Origin of the sequence: Achromobacter sp. MFA1 R4 (genome assembly GCF_900156745.1) — a bacterium.
GTDB lineage: Bacteria > Pseudomonadota > Gammaproteobacteria > Burkholderiales > Burkholderiaceae_B > Achromobacter.
In genome coordinates this window covers 395462-415684 of sequence record NZ_LT707065.1, presented here as the reverse complement: position 1 = coordinate 415684, position 20223 = coordinate 395462, and the positions used below count along the sequence as shown (strand labels likewise).

Annotated in this window: 21 protein-coding genes and 1 other annotated feature; of the genes, 15 read left to right on the top strand and 6 right to left on the bottom strand. The window is 59.4% G+C overall.

The window, feature by feature from the left end; translation table 11 throughout:
* The first annotated feature begins 36 nt into the window (after positions 1-36).
* The 5 genes from BXA00_RS01855 (at position 37) to BXA00_RS28520 (ending at position 3189) form a co-directional block, all read left to right on the top strand.
* Positions 37-264 (top strand): hypothetical protein, encoded by a 228-nt coding sequence (locus BXA00_RS01855; RefSeq protein WP_076515730.1) that lies wholly within the window; start codon positions 37-39, stop codon positions 262-264.
* A 1162-nt stretch (positions 265-1426) separates the two neighbouring features.
* Positions 1427-1933 carry a hypothetical protein gene (locus tag BXA00_RS28655; RefSeq protein WP_076515726.1) on the top strand — a complete coding sequence of 169 codons (507 nt, stop codon included), beginning with the start codon at positions 1427-1429 and terminating at the stop codon, positions 1931-1933.
* Entirely contained in the window at positions 1897-2184 is a 288-nt protein-coding gene (locus BXA00_RS29470) for a DUF3717 domain-containing protein (RefSeq protein ID WP_083714140.1), read from the top strand. The genes BXA00_RS28655 and BXA00_RS29470 overlap by 37 nt, the downstream gene beginning before the upstream one ends.
* Positions 2177-2710 (top strand): NERD domain-containing protein, encoded by a 534-nt coding sequence (locus BXA00_RS29465; protein ID WP_076515722.1) that lies wholly within the window; start codon positions 2177-2179, stop codon positions 2708-2710. Before BXA00_RS29470 ends, BXA00_RS29465 begins: the two co-directional genes overlap by 8 nt.
* The gene (locus BXA00_RS28520) at positions 2692-3189 is read left to right on the top strand and encodes a phage antirepressor KilAC domain-containing protein (protein ID WP_172805842.1); all 498 of its coding nucleotides are present in this window, start codon (positions 2692-2694) and stop codon (positions 3187-3189) included. Before BXA00_RS29465 ends, BXA00_RS28520 begins: the two co-directional genes overlap by 19 nt.
* Positions 3190-4441: 1252 nt before the next feature.
* Here BXA00_RS28520 and BXA00_RS01820 read toward each other — a convergent pair.
* Positions 4442-4963, bottom strand: a complete 522-nt coding sequence (locus BXA00_RS01820; protein ID WP_076515716.1) for a hypothetical protein — start codon at positions 4961-4963, stop codon at positions 4442-4444.
* Between the two features lie 212 nt (positions 4964-5175).
* Here BXA00_RS01820 and traW point away from each other — a divergent pair, with 212 nt between their 5' ends.
* From traW to BXA00_RS01785, 6 genes are all read left to right on the top strand, one after another.
* A complete protein-coding gene (gene traW / locus BXA00_RS01815) occupies positions 5176-5877 on the top strand; it encodes a type-F conjugative transfer system protein TraW (RefSeq protein ID WP_076515715.1) in 702 nt (233 codons plus the stop codon).
* A complete protein-coding gene (locus BXA00_RS01810) occupies positions 5874-6926 on the top strand; it encodes a TraU family protein (protein WP_054470987.1) in 1053 nt (350 codons plus the stop codon). The genes traW and BXA00_RS01810 overlap by 4 nt, the downstream gene beginning before the upstream one ends.
* A gap of 152 nt (positions 6927-7078) precedes the next feature.
* Positions 7079-7831: a type-F conjugative transfer system pilin assembly protein TrbC gene (gene trbC, locus BXA00_RS01805; protein ID WP_083714138.1), complete on the top strand. Its 753-nt coding sequence runs from the start codon at positions 7079-7081 to the stop codon at positions 7829-7831.
* 418 nt (positions 7832-8249) lie between these two features.
* Positions 8250-9383 (top strand): hypothetical protein, encoded by a 1134-nt coding sequence (locus tag BXA00_RS01795; protein WP_076515710.1) that lies wholly within the window; start codon positions 8250-8252, stop codon positions 9381-9383.
* A 7-nt stretch (positions 9384-9390) separates the two neighbouring features.
* Positions 9391-11133 (top strand): conjugal transfer protein TraN, encoded by a 1743-nt coding sequence (traN, locus tag BXA00_RS01790; RefSeq protein ID WP_083714137.1) that lies wholly within the window; start codon positions 9391-9393, stop codon positions 11131-11133.
* 85 nt (positions 11134-11218) lie between these two features.
* A complete protein-coding gene (locus BXA00_RS01785; RefSeq protein WP_076515706.1) occupies positions 11219-11803 on the top strand; it encodes a hypothetical protein in 585 nt (194 codons plus the stop codon).
* An 88-nt stretch (positions 11804-11891) separates the two neighbouring features.
* Here BXA00_RS01785 and BXA00_RS01780 read toward each other — a convergent pair whose 3' ends face one another.
* The gene (locus BXA00_RS01780; RefSeq protein ID WP_076515704.1) at positions 11892-12677 is read right to left on the bottom strand and encodes a DUF4942 domain-containing protein; all 786 of its coding nucleotides are present in this window, start codon (positions 12675-12677) and stop codon (positions 11892-11894) included.
* Positions 12678-12963: 286 nt separating this feature from the next.
* Here BXA00_RS01780 and BXA00_RS01775 point away from each other — a divergent pair, with 286 nt between their 5' ends.
* The 4 genes from BXA00_RS01775 to BXA00_RS01760 all read left to right on the top strand — a co-directional run bounded on the left by BXA00_RS01775 (position 12964) and on the right by BXA00_RS01760 (position 16514).
* Positions 12964-13980 (top strand): ParM/StbA family protein, encoded by a 1017-nt coding sequence (locus BXA00_RS01775; protein WP_076515702.1) that lies wholly within the window; start codon positions 12964-12966, stop codon positions 13978-13980.
* Positions 13981-13982: 2 nt separating this feature from the next.
* The gene (locus BXA00_RS01770; protein WP_076515701.1) at positions 13983-14585 is read left to right on the top strand and encodes a hypothetical protein; all 603 of its coding nucleotides are present in this window, start codon (positions 13983-13985) and stop codon (positions 14583-14585) included.
* Positions 14586-15033: 448 nt separating this feature from the next.
* Positions 15034-15324: a hypothetical protein gene (locus tag BXA00_RS01765; protein ID WP_054470996.1), complete on the top strand. Its 291-nt coding sequence runs from the start codon at positions 15034-15036 to the stop codon at positions 15322-15324.
* Positions 15321-16514 (top strand): tyrosine-type recombinase/integrase, encoded by a 1194-nt coding sequence (locus tag BXA00_RS01760; protein ID WP_231952191.1) that lies wholly within the window; start codon positions 15321-15323, stop codon positions 16512-16514. The genes BXA00_RS01765 and BXA00_RS01760 overlap by 4 nt, the downstream gene beginning before the upstream one ends.
* Before the next feature lie 36 nt (positions 16515-16550).
* Here BXA00_RS01760 and BXA00_RS01755 read toward each other — a convergent pair whose 3' ends face one another.
* From BXA00_RS01755 to BXA00_RS01735, 4 genes are all read right to left on the bottom strand, one after another.
* Positions 16551-17270, bottom strand: coding sequence for a bifunctional 2-polyprenyl-6-hydroxyphenol methylase/3-demethylubiquinol 3-O-methyltransferase UbiG (locus BXA00_RS01755; RefSeq protein ID WP_231952190.1), 720 nt, complete (start codon positions 17268-17270; stop codon positions 16551-16553).
* Positions 17271-17379: 109 nt separating this feature from the next.
* Positions 17380-17715, bottom strand: coding sequence for a hypothetical protein (locus BXA00_RS28650; RefSeq protein ID WP_156902715.1), 336 nt, complete (start codon positions 17713-17715; stop codon positions 17380-17382).
* A 447-nt stretch (positions 17716-18162) separates the two neighbouring features.
* Positions 18163-19403, bottom strand: a protein-coding gene (locus BXA00_RS01745; RefSeq protein WP_156902714.1) for an IS3 family transposase whose coding sequence is annotated in 2 segments (ribosomal slippage) — positions 18163-19118 and positions 19118-19403 — 1242 coding nt in all. Because the reading frame shifts where the segments join, the coding sequence is not laid out codon by codon here.
* Positions 19003-19119, bottom strand: a sequence feature (AL1L pseudoknot). It overlaps the preceding gene by 117 nt.
* 240 nt (positions 19404-19643) lie before the next feature.
* Positions 19644-20033 (bottom strand): DUF4148 domain-containing protein, encoded by a 390-nt coding sequence (locus BXA00_RS01735; protein ID WP_076515694.1) that lies wholly within the window; start codon positions 20031-20033, stop codon positions 19644-19646.
* Positions 20034-20223: the final 190 nt, after the last annotated feature.

Sequence of the window (20223 nt, the reverse complement as noted above, 5' to 3'; positions counted from 1 at the left end):
GGAAAAGCAGTTTTTTTGTCAGCACTGGAGAGAGCTATGAACGCTGAATTGCCAATCACATTGCCTTCGGGACGCCGTGCCGTGTTCGTGGGTTACGGAACTCAGGCCACCCAACCGGACAATTGCCATCTCCGCCGGGAGGCCGTCGCAGTGTTCCACGGGGAAACGGGCCGCGAAGGCAAGCATGAGCGCCTGACGTTCACCAAGCGTTTCGCCGACGCGCATATCCTCAGCGCCGCGGTAGTGACCAGCTCGGGCCAATAGCGGTAAAGGACGCTCATATGACCATGGAAAGCCAACGCACAACATGCGGGCGGGCGGGAGGGCAGCAGACCTCCGATTGCGAGGTGTTGGCGGCACTCGCCTTTCTTGCCGGGTTCCAGGGTGGGGTCACTCTGGCGCCTATGGAGAGCGGAGAGTGGGAGGTTCGGCCGGTCAATCTGGCTGGAGACAACAACCAATATCCCGCGTACGGGAAGGGGGGGACGGTTGAAGTGGCCATTTTGCGTGCTCACGCTGCTCAAGCCGAAGCGGCTGGGTTCTGCGTTCCGATTGGGGAGCTCGGAAGTGCTTAGCCCTCGCCGAGTGCTTACCCCGAGGGCTTCGAAAGCAGGGACCAACCTAGTTTGTCACTTGCTTGGAATGTCGGTTGAGCGTGCACTTGAGCTTGCCGAGCAACTTCCTCCCGTCGGTGGCGGGACTGACGCACTCGGCGGCGGAGGTAAAAAGTACCGCGCCCTTTCGATACTAGCCCGGGAGGTTCGGGCGCTCGAAAACTCCCCGGTGGCTGCGAACATCCAGAAAGGTACTTTCGCGTCGAGAGAAGTCGCGATGGCCGAGTTTGCCGCCGATGAACTGGTGGCGACTACTTTCTTGGTTCCCCAGTCGGTGCCAGATAAGTACGCGGCTCTTGCGGTGCTGAGCTCGGAGCTTCGTCGCTTGCGGGCACTGACTGGAGGCTCCGGACAATGAGACTCATGGCTCGAAGCGGCTCGCTGCTCCCAATCATCTCCCGTGACCTTCTTCGCAAGCTCTGGCCTGCATGCAGTGAACAGCTGCTTCCCATCACGAGTGATGATGCAGCGCAGGCCATCGTGCTCGCAAATGCGGAGGGCTTCTGTTGGCACGTGGACGATCAGGATCTTAGTGCCACTGCATCCCGACAGCTTGGCCTTTACCCGTTGCAGACTGCCGCGAGCCGGTTGGACCGGGGGGCGCTCGGTCGGGAGGGGCTAGTCGTGGATTGGTTGGGCGGCGCAGAGAAAAGCCTTGGCTGGTGGAAGTTCAAGGTAACTGGCGGGTCGTGCTGACGGACAGAAGGAGAATAGGATGCCTGATCAAAAAGAGGGAGCTCAGCTTGTCGTGACTCCTGGGCGGCTCATCGAGCCGTCGACGCGGCCTTTGCAACTTACCGCGCAGGTGAGGTATGCGGCAGAGCGAGCGCGTGAAGTGCTTCTTCATCCCTCTCTTGCATGTCGTATTCGGGCTGGGAAAGCCGAAAAATGAGCAAGACTGGCATATGTGCGGAAGCGGTGATGGGACCATCCGAGGCCGACCTCGCACCGCGATTCGACGCGTCAAAGATGCTTTCTATCCAATCGCGCAGGAACCCTTGGGGGAGACCTGCAAAGCTGCGATCTCACTTGCCTTGTCGTGGCTGAACGCCTACGAAGCTCAGGCGGAGCAGGGAAAGGAGGAGAACGTGCATGGGGTGATTTGCTCGACATATCAGTTGGAGGGTTACACCGACGCGCTAGAAAAGGCCGGGCTGCTTTCGCGCGAAGCGTTGTTCCGGCTGCGTGCAAGAGTATTTGCAGGCCACCAAGCTGCGATAGACGCCATTGCGGAAAAGTACCAGCTTCAGGAGGTGGAAGTTAAGACGATCTTTTCCCCTTCATGGGAACGAATTACAAGTGGGTCCAAGCTCCACTAGCAGAGGCGATGATGCGCTCGATTGGAATCAGTGAACTGGAAGCGGTGATCAATGCGTGGCGGGAAGCTGGCGAATCGGACGGCGTTACGCTTTCGGCTGAAGTCCGGGCTTTGGCTGACATCTACGGGGCAGCCATATTCAATAGAGCGACCGTGATCGACCCCACCAGGTTGAGCGCTTCGGTCCGATCAGCAATGCGGGGTCCGATAGCGGCTGGAGGTCTGCGGAATATGGCGGAACACGATGACTGAGCTCCTGCCGGCGGGCCCCTGGGCTGCTGTCGCAGCTTTTGCCGCTCTGGTCTGCTGCTATGTCGTCATCGTACGCGCGGTGCGACGTAGGTACTACAGCTGGCGAGGCCGCAGAATCGAACGGGCAGCCGCGCGCAGGCTCACCATCAGGTTGCCACTTGGCTGGACGCTGACAAAGAACGTCCCCGTACCGGGCCACGGCGATGCAGATATTCTACTTACCGATGCGCATGGCCAACGGTGGGTCGTGGAAGTGAAGTCATACGAGAGCATTCGGCGCACGTCATGGTTGCTACGCATTTTCGGTAGGCCTGAGGTGCGTCGCGCGTCGGGCAGGTTTTTTGAGCGAAATCCTATCGCGCAGGTTGTCGGGGTCGCGGACGCATGTCATGCGCGTCCGGTTCTCTGGTTGCCTTACGCGAAAGGACGCACATTCATCACGCGAAGTGGTGTGATCGTGGTACAGGGCTCCTCGCGTCAACTTATGCGCGCGGTTGGCGGTTGCGCATGGTGGCAGTTCTCCTGAGGGTGATTCAGATGGAGCGTCTACTTTCAAAACAAGAAGTCTGCGAGGCGACAGGTCTCCAAGCCAAAGAGCTTGGAGACGCACTTCGGGACGAAACTTTTCCGGCGCCGACGCATCAAGCAAAGGGAACGCGCTACTGGACCGAATCAGCCGTCGCAGAATGGAAGCGACGGCGAGATCGCACACCAAAAGAGCAGCGGGATTGCTTTACCGTGGCGGAAGTGGCGGCGGAGCTTCAGATGAAGCAACTTGAGTTATTTGCAACGCTAAGAGCGCACGGCCTTCTCATGGAATCCGCCGATCCATACCGTCACAACAGGCCTACCGAGGAGGGCTTTCACCGGGGATGGTTCTGGCGCGTGGAGCGTTACTTGCAGTCCGAACGGAAAATGGTTTTTCAGACCATGATTACGTCTGTCGGAAGACGTGAGATGCTGACCCTGGGACAGAAGTTGCTGCATGGCCTACCCACTGTCTGAAGACCGTGCTGTTTTCCTGTACTCGGCGTGGCTGATCAAGAGCACGCGTCATTCTGAGGACATTATCGCCCGGCTCCGAAGGGTTCACTCGGAGAAAGCAATGCGGCTGATCCTGGCGTACGCAAAGATCATGGGTGAGCTGTGTCGACCAGTGACGCGGAACGAGGCCATGCGGATTGCCGACCTGCGCGTGTGTGTCCAGTTGGCGTGGCCTACGTTAGACACGCTGGGATGGCCTGATGGGTCTCTGCCAGACGAAGTGGTGCCGACAAGACGCGCTAACTGATTCAAAACAGGTCCGAACGGAATCGATCCGAATTCAAGATGACAGAAGAATGTGAACTGCTACTAAGCGGGGACCCGCCGCTCGCAAAATTGACGATCACACAAACGCAGGCAATAGCGGAGTGGCGGCGCACGTGCAGAGTTGCGGTAAATCCGATATCGACTCCAGGGCAAGGATTTGGTTTCTATGCGCATAGGGTAAGGGACAGTGGTAGCCTCGGGCTGGCTATTACCGGCCCGTGCGCGACCGAAAACGGCGCATGGGTCCTGGCCGCTTTTCGACTAGCACGCATAAAGCTAGGAGGTCTGGTCCTCACTTCTCGTGAGTTCGGATCAAGATGGCAGGCGAACACGCTTCGCTTGGACGGTTCGCTTGGCGTCCTAGAATGGCGGTCGAGGCTGGAGATTCGATGGCTAGGCAGTGCCTACATCGTTGTATCTGTGGATCGCCGGTACTTGGAGGGAGAAGTGCCGCGGGATGTGGAGCAACGTGTCGTGGCGACAAAGCTGTCCACGGTTTCCTCCGCTGCCGAGTTCGTGGTCCGATACATTGCGGATTTCGAGGGTGCGGCGGCCGATGATCGAGACGCCGCACTGGAGTCTCAATCGAGTTAATGATTGTCGGGCTCTACAGTCGTACGCCTGCCGGCCCAAAAAAAAGAGGCCTCTTCGTAATGAAGAGGCCTCAACTAGCGGGATCAATGGAGATCCAACTCGTACTGCGTCGCGGAGCACTGGGCGGTGCCCGAAGATGCAGAGTTTCGTGCGATTGAAGCACTCTCGCGAATGAGCCGTGCGAGGCTGTCGATGTAATTCGCGTCGTCCTCGGAGTGCATAACGTGTACCCAATCTGGACGCTCTCGGGCGACAAGACGCCGAGTGCGGCTGATCGGAAGAACAAAGCCGCGATCGTCGATGATCACCTCGCGAGGACGATTGGTGGGGCGATGGAATAGATCTATCGCTCTCATTGCAAGGTCTCTGCTTTGGCCACAAGATGGCTCTTGTACGTGTCCACCACCAGGTCGAGATAGGGCGACAGTGGAGCAAGCAAAAGCTGGAGGCGTCCTTCAGAGTAAGAAAGAAGCAGGTTCTTCGCCCTGTTCAGCCAAACCCCCAGGTGCGGTTCAAGCGGAATTCCTTCAACCGCCTCCCAGTCCCCCTGCGCGTGTACCAGGCGACCCTGAAAAGAAAGAGCATCTCCGAACCGGAGCAGGTTGACGTGGAGATCGAGGACGCGCATAGCGTCTTCGTCCCGGTACTCCGCAGCAATGCGGTGATACACGTCGGACGGTTCGACCTCCGTCATGACGTACGCCGTCGCGTAAGTGAACACAGACACCATGTCCACATAACCGAGCTGCATTAAAGCGAGCTCGATCGCGTCGTCCATCAAATGCGGGTCGCTGCTGGCCTGTTGAACCAAGCCGGGCAGCGCCTGCGTGAACAGACCTTTTACCGCGTTGTGAACCAATTTCGATTGTGACATGCCGACTCTCCCGTACTGGGTGGGCGAGGTACGCCCTATACGACCCAGTAGTGACTGGTGGCATTCATTCAGCGGTGTCACTCTTCAAAACGCAGTGCGACCAAAAATCAACATTGGTAGGTGCAATAAAAACGCACAGAATGGTATAACGCAGAGCTGTGGACCGCCTTCAAGATGAAGCGCGACAAAACCTTTAAAGGCAGCTGACCGTTATGGATCACAAAAGCTCAGCACTAAGCGGAATCGGGGCGCCGGGACGGCGTTCACCAGCGCTAAATGCAATTGCGGCTCTGCTCACGCTATCGATGGCTTGCAGTGCATTTGCCGACGACCTCGGAAACTACGGCAGATCATGGGAAATCGAGGAGCAGGACGGGGTCGAGCAGATGAAAGACAAGCTCCGCGAAATGGAAAGGACTGGCGAGTTGAAGCGGCGCCAAGAGCAGTATCGAGACGAGTACATCGATAGCATCGAGAACCCGGCTCCAATCCCGGGCATCTCCACGGCGGCCGAAGATCGAGTGCGCACATTCGATCCGACGAAGACATTCACCGAAACCGTCTACGACGAGAACGGGGCCATCATGGTGCCGGCAGGCGTCTCGGTGAATCCGCTGGATTTCGCGACGTGGTCCAAGCGGCTTCTTTTCATAGACGCACGGGACGATCGGCAAGTGGAGCTCGCGCGTATTCACCGCGATGCCGCGCCCGCTGACAAGGTGATTCTTGTGGGGGGCTCGTACATGGAGCTGATGCGCAAATGGGGTACGCGCGTCTACTTCGATTTGGGCGGCGCTGTCACGACGCGGTTTGGAATCGACCGCGTTCCCGCATTAGTGTCGCAGCAAGGAAAGGTGCTGGAGATTCGCGAAATCGGGATGCCGCCCGACGAGGCCGATGAGGTGGGCAAATGAGTAGCCAATTCCGAAGGGCGTTCAGGCGAGCCGTTTTCGCGGTAGCCCTCGCTTGTAGCGCCTTGTCCGCCAACGCGGACTCTCTGACCTGCGAAGGGGAGTTTCCAAATCCGATTACCGCCTACTGCTGGTCGTGCGTGTACCCGATTCGGCTCTTTGGGCAGGACCTTCTCAAGCGCGGCGGTGAGGATTTCGACACGGGCTTCAACAACGCGTTCTGCTTCTGCAAGAGCCCGCCTCAGGTGGGAGTTCCCACGTCGTTCTGGGAGATGGTCTACATGACCGACGTCACCACCGTTCCTTGGTGTTTTCCTCTGCTCGGAGGAGTAAGACTGAACGCGGGTATCAACGACAACAAAGTTGGTATGACCAGCCACAAGGAAACCGCGGGAATCGGCCCCTTGTCGCGCTCGACGTTCCGTTGGGTGCATGGCTACACCAACCCGCTAATGTACGTGCTCGATGTCCTACTTGACGCGGGGTGCCTCACCAAAGGAAGCATCAGCCCGGCGTGGCCGGCAGAAGTGGACCCAGCCTATGACGACTGGGAGCTTTCGACCACGATGAATCCGATCTCTTTCGCTGTAGCGAATATGGCGGGTATAGCCGCTGGCACAGTTGATGCGGTCGCCGCCCTGGTGGACTTTCCGAGACCGGAGCTTTTCTGGACTGCTGGCGCATGGGGCAGCATATATCCCTATACCGGCTGGGTCTATCCGCACGTCAGCAACGACGCGACGTCGCGGCTGTTGAGCACCCGAATGCTGGCATGGCAGCACGAGTTCAAATCCATGGCCGCGCACTATGGCGAGGACGCTTCCTGTTCGCAGGCCGGGTACTGGCAGCCAATCATGGATAAGCGCCAATACAAGTTCCAGAGACTATGGCCTGTGCCGCAAACGAAAAAGATCGATGGCACTTGCTGCGGCCCCATCGGGCGATCCACGCTCCTCGCCGAGGAGGGGGTCGAAGTGCCCAGCGGGAAGTACCGAGATTTCGGTTATGGAATTTTTCGGAAACGGGACTGCTGCTCGGGCGCCTGGCCGTGATGCGCAGGGCTGATCCGCCATACCTATTCGATTTTTCTTGAGCGAGTCAAAAAGTGATTGGACACAAATTCGCGCCGCATGCCGGCCTGGCTATAGCCCTATCGCTGCACGTAGGCGCAGGAGCGCAGGTTCTGGGCTCGGTTCCAGAGGATATGCCGGCGATTCAACTTGAAATGCCGGGTGCGGCAGATATGAATGCCACAACAGAGAGCTTCCGTCGCGCTACGCAAGAAGCACTTCGACAGGAAGGGACCAAGCTCGCACCATCTTTGAAGAATTTCGATGCTCCTGCGTCGGCAGCTGAACGTCAGCGTTACCGATCCGATGTGGAGGAGGCGCGGGCGCGAGTGCAGGGCCTTGACAAAGCTATCGCAGATTTCGAACGGGCCCAAGGCAGGGCGATGGGAATGGCACAAGGTGAAGGCGGCCATGGTGCTGTGCCCGAGAATGCCCTCATTGTCTTTGTGTCGTTTTCGATACCCGAAAGCGTTTTGGAGAATCTCGCTGCCCAGGCAAAGGAAGCGGGAGCGACACTCGTGCTGCGGGGCATGAAGGAAAGCCGACTCTCCGCGACGCAGACAGCGGCGGCCAGCGTGAATCCCGCAGGCGCCACATGGGAGATCAATCCCAATCTGTTTTCTATGTTTAATGTGACCGCCGTGCCGACTGTCGTGCTCACTGGGGCAGCCTCCGCACTGGAGGAGGGCTGCCCTGAAGGCGCTTCGTCCTCCTGCTCACCTCGCAGCCTATACGGTAAGGTGGAAGGCGATCTGTCCATCGTCGCAGCGCTCGATGTCATGCAGCGGCGTAGCTCATCGCCGGCAGTGGCGGACGCGGCCAGGACGTGGCGCTCGGCGATCTTGAAGCAGAGGGAAGCCGCGGCACCGCCGGGAGGTCAGCGATGAAGACTTGTGCGCGAGCCTTCGTGTTGTCCGCGTTCGTCGCGGTACACGCGCCCGTGTTGAGTCAGCAGGTATTGCCGGGCCTCGATACCGAACTATTGATTTCCGCTTTGAAGGCGCCAAGCGGTGAGGTTCTTGGCGAACTGGGCGGCCCGCACGCTGCTGCCATCAAGGCGGCGACACGTTCAACGCAGCCGGTCAATGTGCAAGTCCGGGTAGTCCGTCCGTTGGCGCAGGAGGGGTGTGCACGGCTCCAGGTAGACATTCGGCAAGGTGGCGTCCCGACCTTGGCCGGGACTCTCGTCGATGTGCAATTACCGAGCATTCAACTGAACATATGCGCTGACGGCGAGCCTCCCCTCGATGGGCCCAGGGGTATGGAGAGCGGCCCGTTCATGAGCTCGTCGATCGGGGGGAAGTGATGGAAGCAAAGGCCGTTATGCGAAAGGTTGTGCTGGGTGCGTGCTTGGTCGCGGCCAGCTGCGGTGCGCATGCTCAGATCGGACAAGCCGCTCATGACGCAGGCGTTGCGTTCGGAAAAGCGCAACGGCAACAGGAGGGAACGTCGTCGATTAGCGAGGAAACCGCTTCGCAGCTGCCATTCACGAAGAAGGACGTCAAGCAGCAGAGCGACTACCAGGGAGGCTATGGCGACATGATGAACATTGGCGTCGGGCGCATCACCCAGAGCAAGACGTATTCGGGGGGAACATGTGACCGAGAAGGGTTCGATCCAGTGGAGAGTGCCAAGGCATATCTTGCTCCGGGCCAATGGGATCGAATGAGTGCTGAGCAACGACAGAAAGCTGTATCCGATCAAGTGAAGGTGTTTGACCAAGAGTGCGAGGGAATCAACTTTCTCGCCGGCGAGTATCGCGGACGCGTAACTGTCGAGCCTTGCAATGATCCATTAGATCCGGTGTGCAACTTCGGGCCGCCTCCCATCTCGGACGGCTCGACTGGAAAGGGTTGCGAAACGCGCGTGGTGACGGAGCCCGACGAATACGCGACAGAGAATTGCACAGAAGCCAACGTGATCGCGGAGAAGTCATGCACCGAGGAACCCACGGTCCAGATCTACTATGACCAGGTCCTGCCGGATGCGGAGTATGTCCGAGTGGTGGCAAATTCGAAGGCCCCCGATTGGACGATAACCGTCAATCCGAAGCAAGGTTGGGCTGATGTGACGGGCTACCACGTTCCGATCGGGACGCACTGGGAGACGTGCAACAGCGGCGGAGATGCCGGCATGGACTATCCGTGCGAAGTCACCGACTTTGGGACGAAGACCGAGCGCATCTCGATTTACGGCGCTCAGACGGCGATGACGCAGGGGTATCGGTGCGGTGCAAACGGCAATTGCGGCGAGTGGTTTGTCGTTTATTCACAGGTCATTGACCAGTGCACATTCCGCTTCAACAACTATCACATCAGGGGCGGCGCGGGGTATCCCGACATCCATGATTACTCTCAGTACAACTTCTGCGTGCCGGAGCGCCGAGTTTCCGTCCAGTGGAACAACAACTGCTCGGCCCTTGCCGCAGCAGTGAAGTGAGGCTTCTATGCGTCTGATTTCGACCGTATGGATTGCCGCGGCATGCATGGTGCTGTTGCCGGCGGCCGCGACGGCCGCCAAACATCCTTTCGATCACCCGACAGTCCCGTTGAGATGCGAGGTCGGTGAAGTCTGGGAGTCGCGGTGTCAAGCAACGACGACCAACGAGCAGGGCCAGACGGTTTGTACCGCCGATGGAATGGTGGAGGCATGTTATCCGATGGCCATGCGGGCGAAGGCGACTGCCATGGCTGCGTCGGCGGCCGCCAGTCCGCCCATTTCTTCTTGCCCAGGTAACACCATCCCAGAGCGGCAGTGCGTCAGCTACATGACCAAGGACGGCGTATCGGTATGCAGCCCCGACGGTTGGATCGACGCTTGTGTCGATCCAAGCAAAGAAGCGGGCCAGACAGGCGTGAAGAGCTGCGAGCTCAACCGTCGAGTGTGCGTGGACACTTCGCCTTCCAAGGTGATCAACAGCTATGAGGTGACTTTAGCCGAGGTCGGTGGATGCTGGAAATGGCAGCGGGACTACACGTGCATCACCGACAACATTGCCGATACGTGCCAACCATTGCGCGACAGGTCTGAGTGCACAGCATACACGCGTCAGTGCATCACGGACTTGCCAGGCATCGGATGCGTGGAATACGAGATGGAGTATCGGTGCTTGGTCAAGCGGGGTCAGCAGCGCGAGTACGAATACTGCGGCGATAACACGATCTGCATTGGCGGCATCTGCTTCGAGTCGGGGTGGGAACCGGACGGCGATTTCGCACAAGTCGTAGCTGACATGGAAATCGCGCGCCAAATTGGTGTCTATAACCCCGACGGCCTTGATATCTTCGGCGGCGTGGGCGAGTCGTGTCGCTCAGCGCGAGGGTTCGGTCTAAAGAACTGTTGTACGAAGAAGGGCGGCGCAAAGTCGAACAACGCTTTCGCCACTGAACTGTTCTCCGCCGCCGGTGGCGCTGCGCTTCGATCGGGCTCGAAGTATGTTTTCGACATGCTGTATGGCTCATCGGACGCGGTAGGCTGGCTCTCAAGCGGTATGGGCTCGATGGTCACCAATACGAGCCAGGCCGCATCTGAGGGCATTGCCAACTGGCTAGGCAGTGGCCCCAGCTTTGGGATGTACGGGGTCTCCATCGGAGGTACAGGAGCGTTCTTGGGCACTCAGGGCTATCTGCTCGCCGGCGGCGCCGGCACGGGTTTCCCGGCGTTGTATTTCAACCCCTATGCGCTTGCATTCGCCATCGCCATGCAGTTCGTCATGGAAGTCATGAGCTGCGATCAGAAGGAGATGGAACTGGCGTTGAAACGCGACGCGGGGCTTTGTACTGACCGAATTGGTTCTTGGTGCTCCAAAAAGGTGCTGGGCGCCTGCGCGACGCGCAAGCAGTCTTACTGCTGCTACAACTCCAAACTTGCTCGGATCATCAATGAACAGGGGCGGGCGCAGCTAGGGAAAGGCTGGGGCGACGAAAAGGATCCGACCTGCGATGGGTTCACGCCGGCCGAGCTGGAGAAAATCGACTTTTCTCAGATCGACCTGTCCGAGTTCTTGGTAGACGTCATGGCCGCGGTGGAAACGCAATACGCCCAGTTCGACCTGAGCAAGGCGAAGTCCGGGACCTGGACGGAAGATGCGGTCGCCGCCGGTTGCCGTAAAGCGCTGGAGGCGGTCGGCGGAGATTGGACCCGTATGCCAGACGGCGACTGCAAGAAGGCCCTGGGTGTTGCTCCCTAAGCCACCATCAAATGTAAACGACCGTATGTCAATCGGTTGCTGTACTGAAAAGTTTGATACGATTTGACATACTTTCGGAGGAGCTATGAAGCGGTTTATTTTCTCGTTTTTCCTGGGGTTGACACTCGTCGGATGCGCCAACACCAGTGTGCAGGTGAAGGACGGCAAGGAGTATGTCGCCGGGGCGCCTGTGGTTGCTAAGGGAACCATGGTCGACATTCGCGTGACCGAGAAGGATGGCACTGTCGCCAGCCTTGCGAGAGCTGCTGGTGATATGGTCGGTGACGCCGGTATTGGAGCAGCTGCGACCGCCTATGCTGGAATGTCGGTGGGCCAGGGCTCGCTGGCCCTGGGGGCAGTAGGCATCATCGCCGATCTGATCACCGCAAGCACACGTGGAGCGCCGCCCGTGATTGTGGTGGCCGATGCTGGCAAGACGGTTGCTGAGGTACCGGTCCCGGGAGAGTATTTGGAAATGATGCTGCGCATTAACTGCATCGATGTCGGCGACCAGGTTGTAGTGGCAAAAATGCCGGCGGGAGTGTTTGGCCAGGCGCCGTACCAGGTGTATAACGCCGACCCCGACTTGCATCGTGGTAGTGATCTGCGGCCATCGTGCAGCACGCTGAAGGAACGAAAGCGCTCGGCCGCGGCTAACGGCGCGCGATAGCCGGAGGCAAGCCTAAAACGCCCGAACCATTCGGTTCGGGTTTTTTTTGCCGAAAAAAAAACCCACGGCGAGGCCGTGGGTTGGTGTGTCAGCGCGTGTCGGACGCCAAGGCGTTCGGATAGCGCGCCGCAAGAATTGAATTCAGCTTGCCAATCAAGTCTGGTCGCTTGAAAGTGACATGAGCCGATCCTTTCTTGTACCAGCGAAGTGCGAAGTAGTCGGTTTCCGCACTCCATTCCTTTCCGTAGATCTTGCTTCGAACGATAGTGCCGATCGACTGCCGGTGGTCGGGCTCTGGCTTGCCGTCCAAAACATAGAGCGCACGTTCCAGGTCATCGAGCTGATCGCAGTTCCGGGGATATGCGCCACCCCAACGATCAGACTGAAGGATGTAGCTTAAGACGATTCGTCGCCCAAACTTGAATGGCTCGTTGGTCTTGTAGTTCCAGCTCAGCCGCCGGAATATCTCGACCACGCCATTCTCGAACATCTGTTGCCGATTGTCGTACAGCTGCCCGAAGGTGGAGGCGATGACATCCACGGTGAGAGGAGGGATCTCCTCTTTGTTCATCGCCTCGGCCCACCGCTGGCGGGTTGCGGAGTCCATAAAAGTGCGGATTCCGCTTTCCGCCATCAGGTACTCCCACCCTGCCTTATCGATCCATCGTTCAACATTCCCGAAGTCACCCGTTAGGAAATTGCCCGCGAAACCATGGCGGCCTGGCGAGAACATGTCCTCGACGCAGCCTAGATGCGCAGCGCTCGCGATCTTGCGTGCCTCTTCGATCAGATCGCGAGCTGAGCGCAGACGTTGCAGAACTGCCTCTCGCTGGTTCAATAGATTGCCAATGCTGACGCTTTTCACCAAGTCCATAACTCTCTCCAAAGTAGGTTTTGTCGCAATGCGACGGCTTCCAAGTGGAGAAAGGGTGGTAATCATGAGGCGGTGGAGGACGCAATTCGCAATTTCATCGGTGCCGACGCGAGTCGCTGCTTGCCATCGCGAGGCGGCAATCGTTTTGGATTGTGCAATCCATTCCGATGCTCAAATCGCTTTTTTGGCGCGCGCTCTTGTAGCCGCTTGCATCGATGCCTAGGATTCGCTCATTGGTGCAGTGTGTACTGCCCATTGATCAATGCCACCTGAGGGATTTTTGCGCATGAACCGTACTTGCATTGGATTGGACATCGGCCGCAGCGCGGTCAAAGTTGTTTCTCACGCCTCCGGCCTGTTTGATCGGTTCCTCTTCCCGTCTGATGTGTGCGAAGCATTCCACATCGCCGACGAGGCTACGGCTGCCGAAGCCGCGAATGAGACGGTCGCTGTCGAAGGGCGGACCTACTTCACTGGCGAGACTGCTCGTCTTCAAGGCGGCCGCGGAACGAACATCGGAATGGACGACGATTGGATCGAGAAGCCTGGCTACAAGGCACTTGTAGCCTCCGCCCTGGCCCGGCTGAAGGCCAGAGGCGTGAAGGGTCTTGAGGACGCGTACATCGTGATCGGATCCCCCTCCAACGTGTTTGACCATCAGAAGGACAAGCTGGCCGAGATCACTAAATCGGTCGCTGCCACCGACGTCAAAGTAATCCCCCAGCCCGCCGGCGCCTATTTCCAACATGTCCTCAATCAGAGCGGCGTCCCTGTGAAGGAACGCTTCTCGGGTGACGACGGTCAGCCGCTGTCCTGGGCCGTCATCGAGATCGGACATTTCACGACGGACTTTTTGCTCGTTCGAAATGGCCGCCATATCGCGGGAGCTTTCGGCAGCTGCGATGGCATGGGATCGTCGGTCAAGCGGCTGGCGGCAATACTGGCCGACCGGGGAATTCGCGTTGGTGATCGGGAATGCCATGCCGCGTTGATCGCCGGCTCCGTGAAACACTTCGGACAGAAGGTCGACGTCACGAAGGATGTGGCTGAGGCGGTCCGTCCTGTTGCGCAGCTTATCCTTGCAGAAGCGGATACGCTCCTGTCGCGCGAGGTATCCACGCTGGACGGGGTGTTGCTGGCGGGGGGCGGCGCCGTATTCCTGGCGGAAACGCTGAGCGAGAAATGGCCGCACACGATCCTGCTGGAGGAGCCTCGGATGGCTGTTGCCAACGGCTTCTGCCGATTTGCTGTCGGTCAGCTGAAGCAGCAAAGCGCGGCTCGGACGTCTGTCAAGGCGGCTTGACTATGCCGCGTCACCAGAAGATCTACGATCCGGACGAGATTGAGCGGCGCATGCCGCTTATCGTGAGGGAAACGCAATGCCCGGGCATGCTGCGCTTTCTGGCGGCGTTGCCCTACCGGCAGGAGACGCCGCTCATTCGAGGGGTGTTGTATCAATGGTTCCTGCACCATCTCGAACAGGGTACGCTGGATGCCGCCGTGCAGGCTGCCCTAAGCGGGCCTGGCGGTCTGCAAGCCGAGACGCGACGGCCGGCACCCCGACCGCCGCAGGCGCTGGGAACGCCGGCGTTTGACATCGAGGCGCTTAGGTCGGGCACGGAAGTCGGTGCCGCTTTTCCGCCGGCGGAGAAGGGGGCGGCGACAGGTTCTTTCTCCGCTGGCGAGACGCAACCGCGGGCTAGGCCGATGCCAGCGGTGCCGGAGTCTCGCTCCATCGCTGCCCCCCCAGTATCCGTCGCACCGGAGGCGGCGGTGCCTGCGAAGGACTCGGTGGGTTCGGAACAAGGAGGCGCTGGCGAGTCCGAGCGCATAGACCCGAACGAAGGCGACGTGCTGTCCGACGCCGAGCGTGCGGCGCTAGCGCAAATGGGCAACATGTTTGGCTAGAAAAATGTCCGGTCGGAGAGAGTCGCTGCTTTCAGATGAACAGGTTCGCGCCATTACCTCGGGCCTCGGGCTACTGCCCGATGCGCAGGTGCAGGGAAACGAGGCCTACCTGGTCGCATTCATAAGATTGGCCTACAGCGCCACTGGCCGCCTGCATGGCGCTGGCACTTACCGATCGATGCTAAAGGCATTCGGTGCCCCGTTTTCTCCCTCGCAATCGACGGTACACGCAGCCAAGCTGAAGGTGGAAAGCGAGATCGCAAGTGGATACTCAGGCCTTGTTGCCACTGAGGGCCAAGCCGATGCGCGGCCCTATGCCGCTCGTGTTGTACGTCACGATACAGGCGAAGCACGAGATCCGGCTATATCCGCGCTCGCGGTACAACTGTCTCACCAACGAGCGCGTATACAGCACTTGGAGGCGGACTGCGCACGGATGAGGTCAGAGTTGGCGATCGCAGTCCAGGAGCGACGCGCAGCCGAGGTAGCGCTGCTCGCGGTCAGGGAAATTGCCGATCAGCTGCTCATGAGGAACGGCGAGCTTGGGGCGGCATTGGCCCAGAATGCGCGATTTTCAGAAGGGAACAGGTTGTTCGCGCTCTACGCAATTGAGCAGTCCAGAGGAGAGGCTCGCCTGCTGAAGGAAACACTGGAGTCAGTGCAGGCCAAAAGAGTGAAGGAGCGCGAAATGCTTGAAGCCTATCGTCGTGCGGCCACCAGTGGGAGGGCTGCCGAATGAGCGCAGATATTGTTGTTGGGGGCTCGGATGGTCGCTCTGTCCTGGGTCTGGTGACCGACGACTGGGCGGCAGCTGAGGTCTGGCTCGCGACTCTGAAAGCGCGCAACCCGCCAGTGAGTCCCCGTACGTTGAGCTCCTATCGTTCCGAGATGGGTCGGCTGAAATGGTACTGCGAGAAGTTCAGGGTGGTTCAGCCCAGCCACTGGACGCTTCAGGATGTGCTGGCATACCTCGATTTCCTCCGGACTCGTGCATCCCAGCACATCTCCCGTCGCCGTTTGCCTCAGCACGACAGTGCATGGACGCCCTTTCGAAAGCCTTTAGGGCCGACGTCGGTGTCGCATGCGCAGAAGGTGTTGCATGCGCTCTTCGTGTTCTGGTTCCAGACCGGTCATGTGAAGCAGAATCCGATGGCTGGACTGGGCGGCGGTGCACAGCGTGCAGCCCCGACACGCCACGCGGTTCCGCCTGACCTAATAGACACAGTCATCGGGCTCATGGATAAGCGGGATTATGTAACCCTCGTGGCACGACTAACGTATGCCAGAAACCGATTTTTGATCCAGCTTATCGAAGGGGTCGGCTTGCGTGCCTCGGAGGTCGTGCTGGCGAATATGGGGGACTTCGAGCTCATGTCCGATCCTCGATCCATGAAAACGTACTGGTCGCTTCTTGTGCGTCATGGCAAAGGAGGATACGTCGACCGCGTGCCGGTGCCCTATGCTCTCATCGAGCAGCTTGGAGCGTATAGGCAAGCCTTTGGACTGCCGCCCGCACCGCAACCTGGCGAGGCGACAGCGCTCGTGTTGTCTGGGCGAACGCGCCGGTCGGACAATGGCGTTCGACCATCGGTCCGAGGGCGTCGAGGTGCGCTTCAGTGGGGCGAGGTACGGCGTCGAGCGACGCTCTGGGACATCGTGAAGAAGGAGTTCGCCGAGTGTGCAGAGTATCTTGATGGATTAGGAAATACTGCCGACGCCGAGTTGTTGCGGCGTGCGTCCACTCATTGGCTACGCCATACATTCGGGAAGACGCAACTGCTGGCGGGTCGAGACGTGAGATTTGTACAGAAGCTGCTCCGCCAGCGCGATATCAGGTCCACAATGATTTACACGGAGCTCGACTTCTTCGATATGGCTCGCGGCTTGGAGCCGGGAACAGTCGAGGTTCCGGAGCGCTCGGCTTCGTAGAGGCGGGCTGGGCCCGCTGCTGTCCAGCCACGGTTGTTATCGTTGCGCGGTGACAACCAGCCAGCGTCCATAGAGCGATTGCTTGCTGCCAGCCTGAGTCCAGTAATCGCGCTCCTCCGCGGTATCGGCCGCCGCCGCTTTTCGTCGGCAATACACTTCGCCTGGCCATCCTAGCAGCCGTTCGAGCGGTCGTTTCGGCTTTGGCTCGTCCACGTCATGCAGTTGCACATTGCGGAAGCCGCTTTGAGTCAGGATCAAGTGCAGCTGTGGGAACGAGAAGGGGAAATAGGTGATGTATTCGCCGCGCCTTTTTCCGTACATGGGGCTAAAGCCTGAATGGAACCCCCGCAGAAAAAATTGGCCTCGCGATCGGGCGTGCCAAGTGTTGGGCGTGGTGATGACAAGGGTACCGCCAGGCCGCAGCGCTGCCCTAAAGCCGGCCAGAGCCGTTCCGGGGCTCTTCAGCAGGTGTATTGCTTCGCCGCAGACTACGGCGTCATACCCCTGGAGCGCAGCCGGCAGCGGCTCATCCAGGTCGTGCTCTTGGACGCACCTGTAGGCAGGCACAGCGTCCGGATACTCCCAAAGGCCAAGACCGTCGATAAGCGCGGCCGGTTCAACACGAGGTAGTTCGTTGCCCAGCCAGCCGTGGCCGCACGGTGCGTCAAGCACGACCCGCGCCGACCGCTTCTTCAGGATATTGATCACCACGGGGTGATATGGCTTCCTTTTGGTATGGGGAAGGAGCTGGGTCACGGTTGTCGTCCTCGCATGATGTCTATGAAGACGAAACCCTAGCACGAACTCATTTTGAGGTGGGTGCAAATAAACCTCATGTATGCCACCTTATTTTGCAAGGCCGTCGTCATTCCTGCTTATCGTGCCGGCGCTTCTGCGTCCGCAGCGCCGTGGATATGGCGCAAGCAGAAACGGCGCCGCGGAAAGCCGGTGGCGGCATGCCGACCGGGAAGAGGTTTTCTGCCGCCGCCGAGCGCTTTGGATTCACGTGCGGGGCGGTACGGCCGTACCGCTCGAAATCGCGTACCGTACATTCCTTCATGTAGGTACGGTACGGAGGGATCTCAGCTTGCGATAGCAACAGTCCGCGTATGTAGGTGATTTTCTGGGAGAATTTCGGAACTGCAGGGGGGTGAGCGCAAGTAAAACCGGCCTCGATCCGCTGTCTGGTGACTTGCGTCATTCCCCGCTTGGCCTATCGCAGGCGTTCTGCCTGTAGAGGTTTGATTTCGTGTCTCGACTTCAAGCGGGGCCGCTATTTTTTCGGCATGGAGCCCTTGCTCGTGGCAGGCGACCTGAGCTTGTCCGGCATACTGCTGGCGTGGTCTGGTATCGGCCATGCGGCCACGCCCGATACGCCGGGCTGCATGGCCTCCCTGGGCTTGAACTGCGTGGGCGACAGGCCGATTTCGACCCATTGCGGTCCTCTGGCTCCCTTTACTCAGACCGCGCAGTCCAAGCGGTCGGCAGTTGCTCCCCTGTTATTGTTCGCGTTCTGCTAAGGGGAGACGGTTTATGAAGATGGAAGTTCTAACCAAGTCTGGTCGTGCCAAGCTGGCGGTCGAAGTCATGGGAGAGGGAGATCCCATTGTCTTTTTGAATCGCCCCGGGTTTCGCGGAGGCTGTGTGGTTAAAGTAAAACGGCCTCGTCGGCGGTTGTGCCGAGTTGGTTGTAGTAGTTTGCCTCAGCCTCGGCTGGCGGAATATAGCCGATCGATGAGTGCAGGCGTTTATGGTTGAACCAGGCTACCCATTCCAGGGTGGCCAGTTCGACCGATTCCCGGCTTTTCCAGGGCGCCCGACGATGGATCAATTCGGCCTTGTACAAACCGTTGATCGTCTCGGCCAAGGCGTTGTCGTAACTGTCACCACGGCTACCCACGGACGGCTCGATGCCCGCTTCGGCCAGGCGTTCGCTATAGCGGATGCTGACGTACTGCGATCCCCTATCGGAGTGATGGGTCAGAGAACCATCGTTGCCAGGCTGGCGGGCGTATAGGGCCTGCTCCAGCGCATCAAGCACGAAGTCCGTCGTCATGGATTTGCTCACGCGCCAGCCGACAATGCGCCGTGCGTAGACGTCGATGACGAAGGCCACGTACAGCCAGCCCTGCCAGGTCGAGACGTAGGTGAAGTCCGAGACCCAGAGCTGGTTCGGACGGTCGGCGCGGAACTGTCGATTGACTCGATCCAGCGGACGGCTGGCTGCGTCATCGGCAATCGTCGTTCGCAGCCGCTTGCCGCGCCGCACGCCTTGCAGGCCCTGGGCGCGCATCAGGCGTTCGACCGTGCAACGGGCGACCGTCACGCCTTCACGGTTCAGTTGCCGCCAGACCTTGGCGGCACCATAGACGCGATGGTTCTCCTGCCAGACTCGCTGGACATGCGGCTTCAGATGTTCGTCACGCCGGGCGCGGTCGCTGCGCCGAGACGGTTCGCGTAGCCGCGCGGCGTGGCGCCGATAGGCCGACGGGGCAACCTGCAACACCTTGCAGATCGGCTCGACCCCGTAGACCTCCCGGTGCCGGTCGATGTAGGTGTTTACGACTTCAGTTTGCGGTCGAGCTCCGCCTGCGCGAAAAAAGCGCTGGCTGTACGCAGAATGTCGTTGGCCCGCCGCAGTTCGCGGTTCTCCCGCTCCAGCTCCTTGATTCGCTCGCGCTCGCTGGTGTTGACGCCTTCGCGCTGCCCGCTGTCGACTTCATGGCGCTTGACCCAGGTCAGCAGCGTCTGCGCCGAGCAGCCAATCTTGGGCGCGATGGACTCGACTGCCACCCACAGCGACGGATACTCGCTGCGGGACTCCTGCACCAGACGCACGGCGCGCTCGCGCACTTCCGGGGAAAACTTGTTCGCGTTGTTTTTGCTCATGGCTCACATTCTCTCAAGAGTTGGAGCCTCCGCGAAACCCGGGGCGGTTCAAAATGAGCCGAAGTTGATGATGCTGCCACAGAGCGATGGGTGCAAGTCGGGAGTTCGTCCACGCTCCATTCCACTAGCAAGTCGCGGAGGCTTGCCATGAGTTCAGCCCCTGTGTGCACCGAACCAGTTAAACCCAACAAACGCACCCTCGCCGTGCTCCGCACGCTGTGCGAGCCAAGAGCCAAGTAGTTACCCGTTAGTGTCCGGAGGATAGTCCAGTTCACCGAAAGAGATCTGGCCGGCGGCCTTGGCGGCATCCAGTTCCGCGCGAATTTCCCCGCGAGGTTTGGACTGGGACGACGTCTCGAGAAGCGCCGGCGGATAGGCTTGTTCCGCGTTGTTCACAAGCCCAGCAGCTTTCGCCTCGCGCAATTCCTCACCGACCCGGGCGCGCGTCTTCGTACTCAGTTGCGAAAAGGCGGGCGGATAAGCCTGCTCGCCATACGTAATCAGCCCGGCCGCCCGAGCCTGTTGCAATTCTTGCAGGACCTGCTCTCGGGTCTTCGACTGTGCGTATGCAGTGGACGCCATGCCGACCGAAAGCACAGAGACGAGAAGGGAAAGAGTGAAGCGATTCATAAGATTTCTCATAGTGAATAGACGTCCGCTGGCCGGCGAAAACGAGCTTTCCATCGCACAGCGCCGGACCTCCAGTGAACGGTCTACGGTTGATCCAGGCTCTTCCTTTGGCTTCGCTTCGAGGATGCCGCTGGAGAACTCCGCAGAGATGGACCGCGGTGCGATCACAATTCTGAGTGCGATGGAGGAA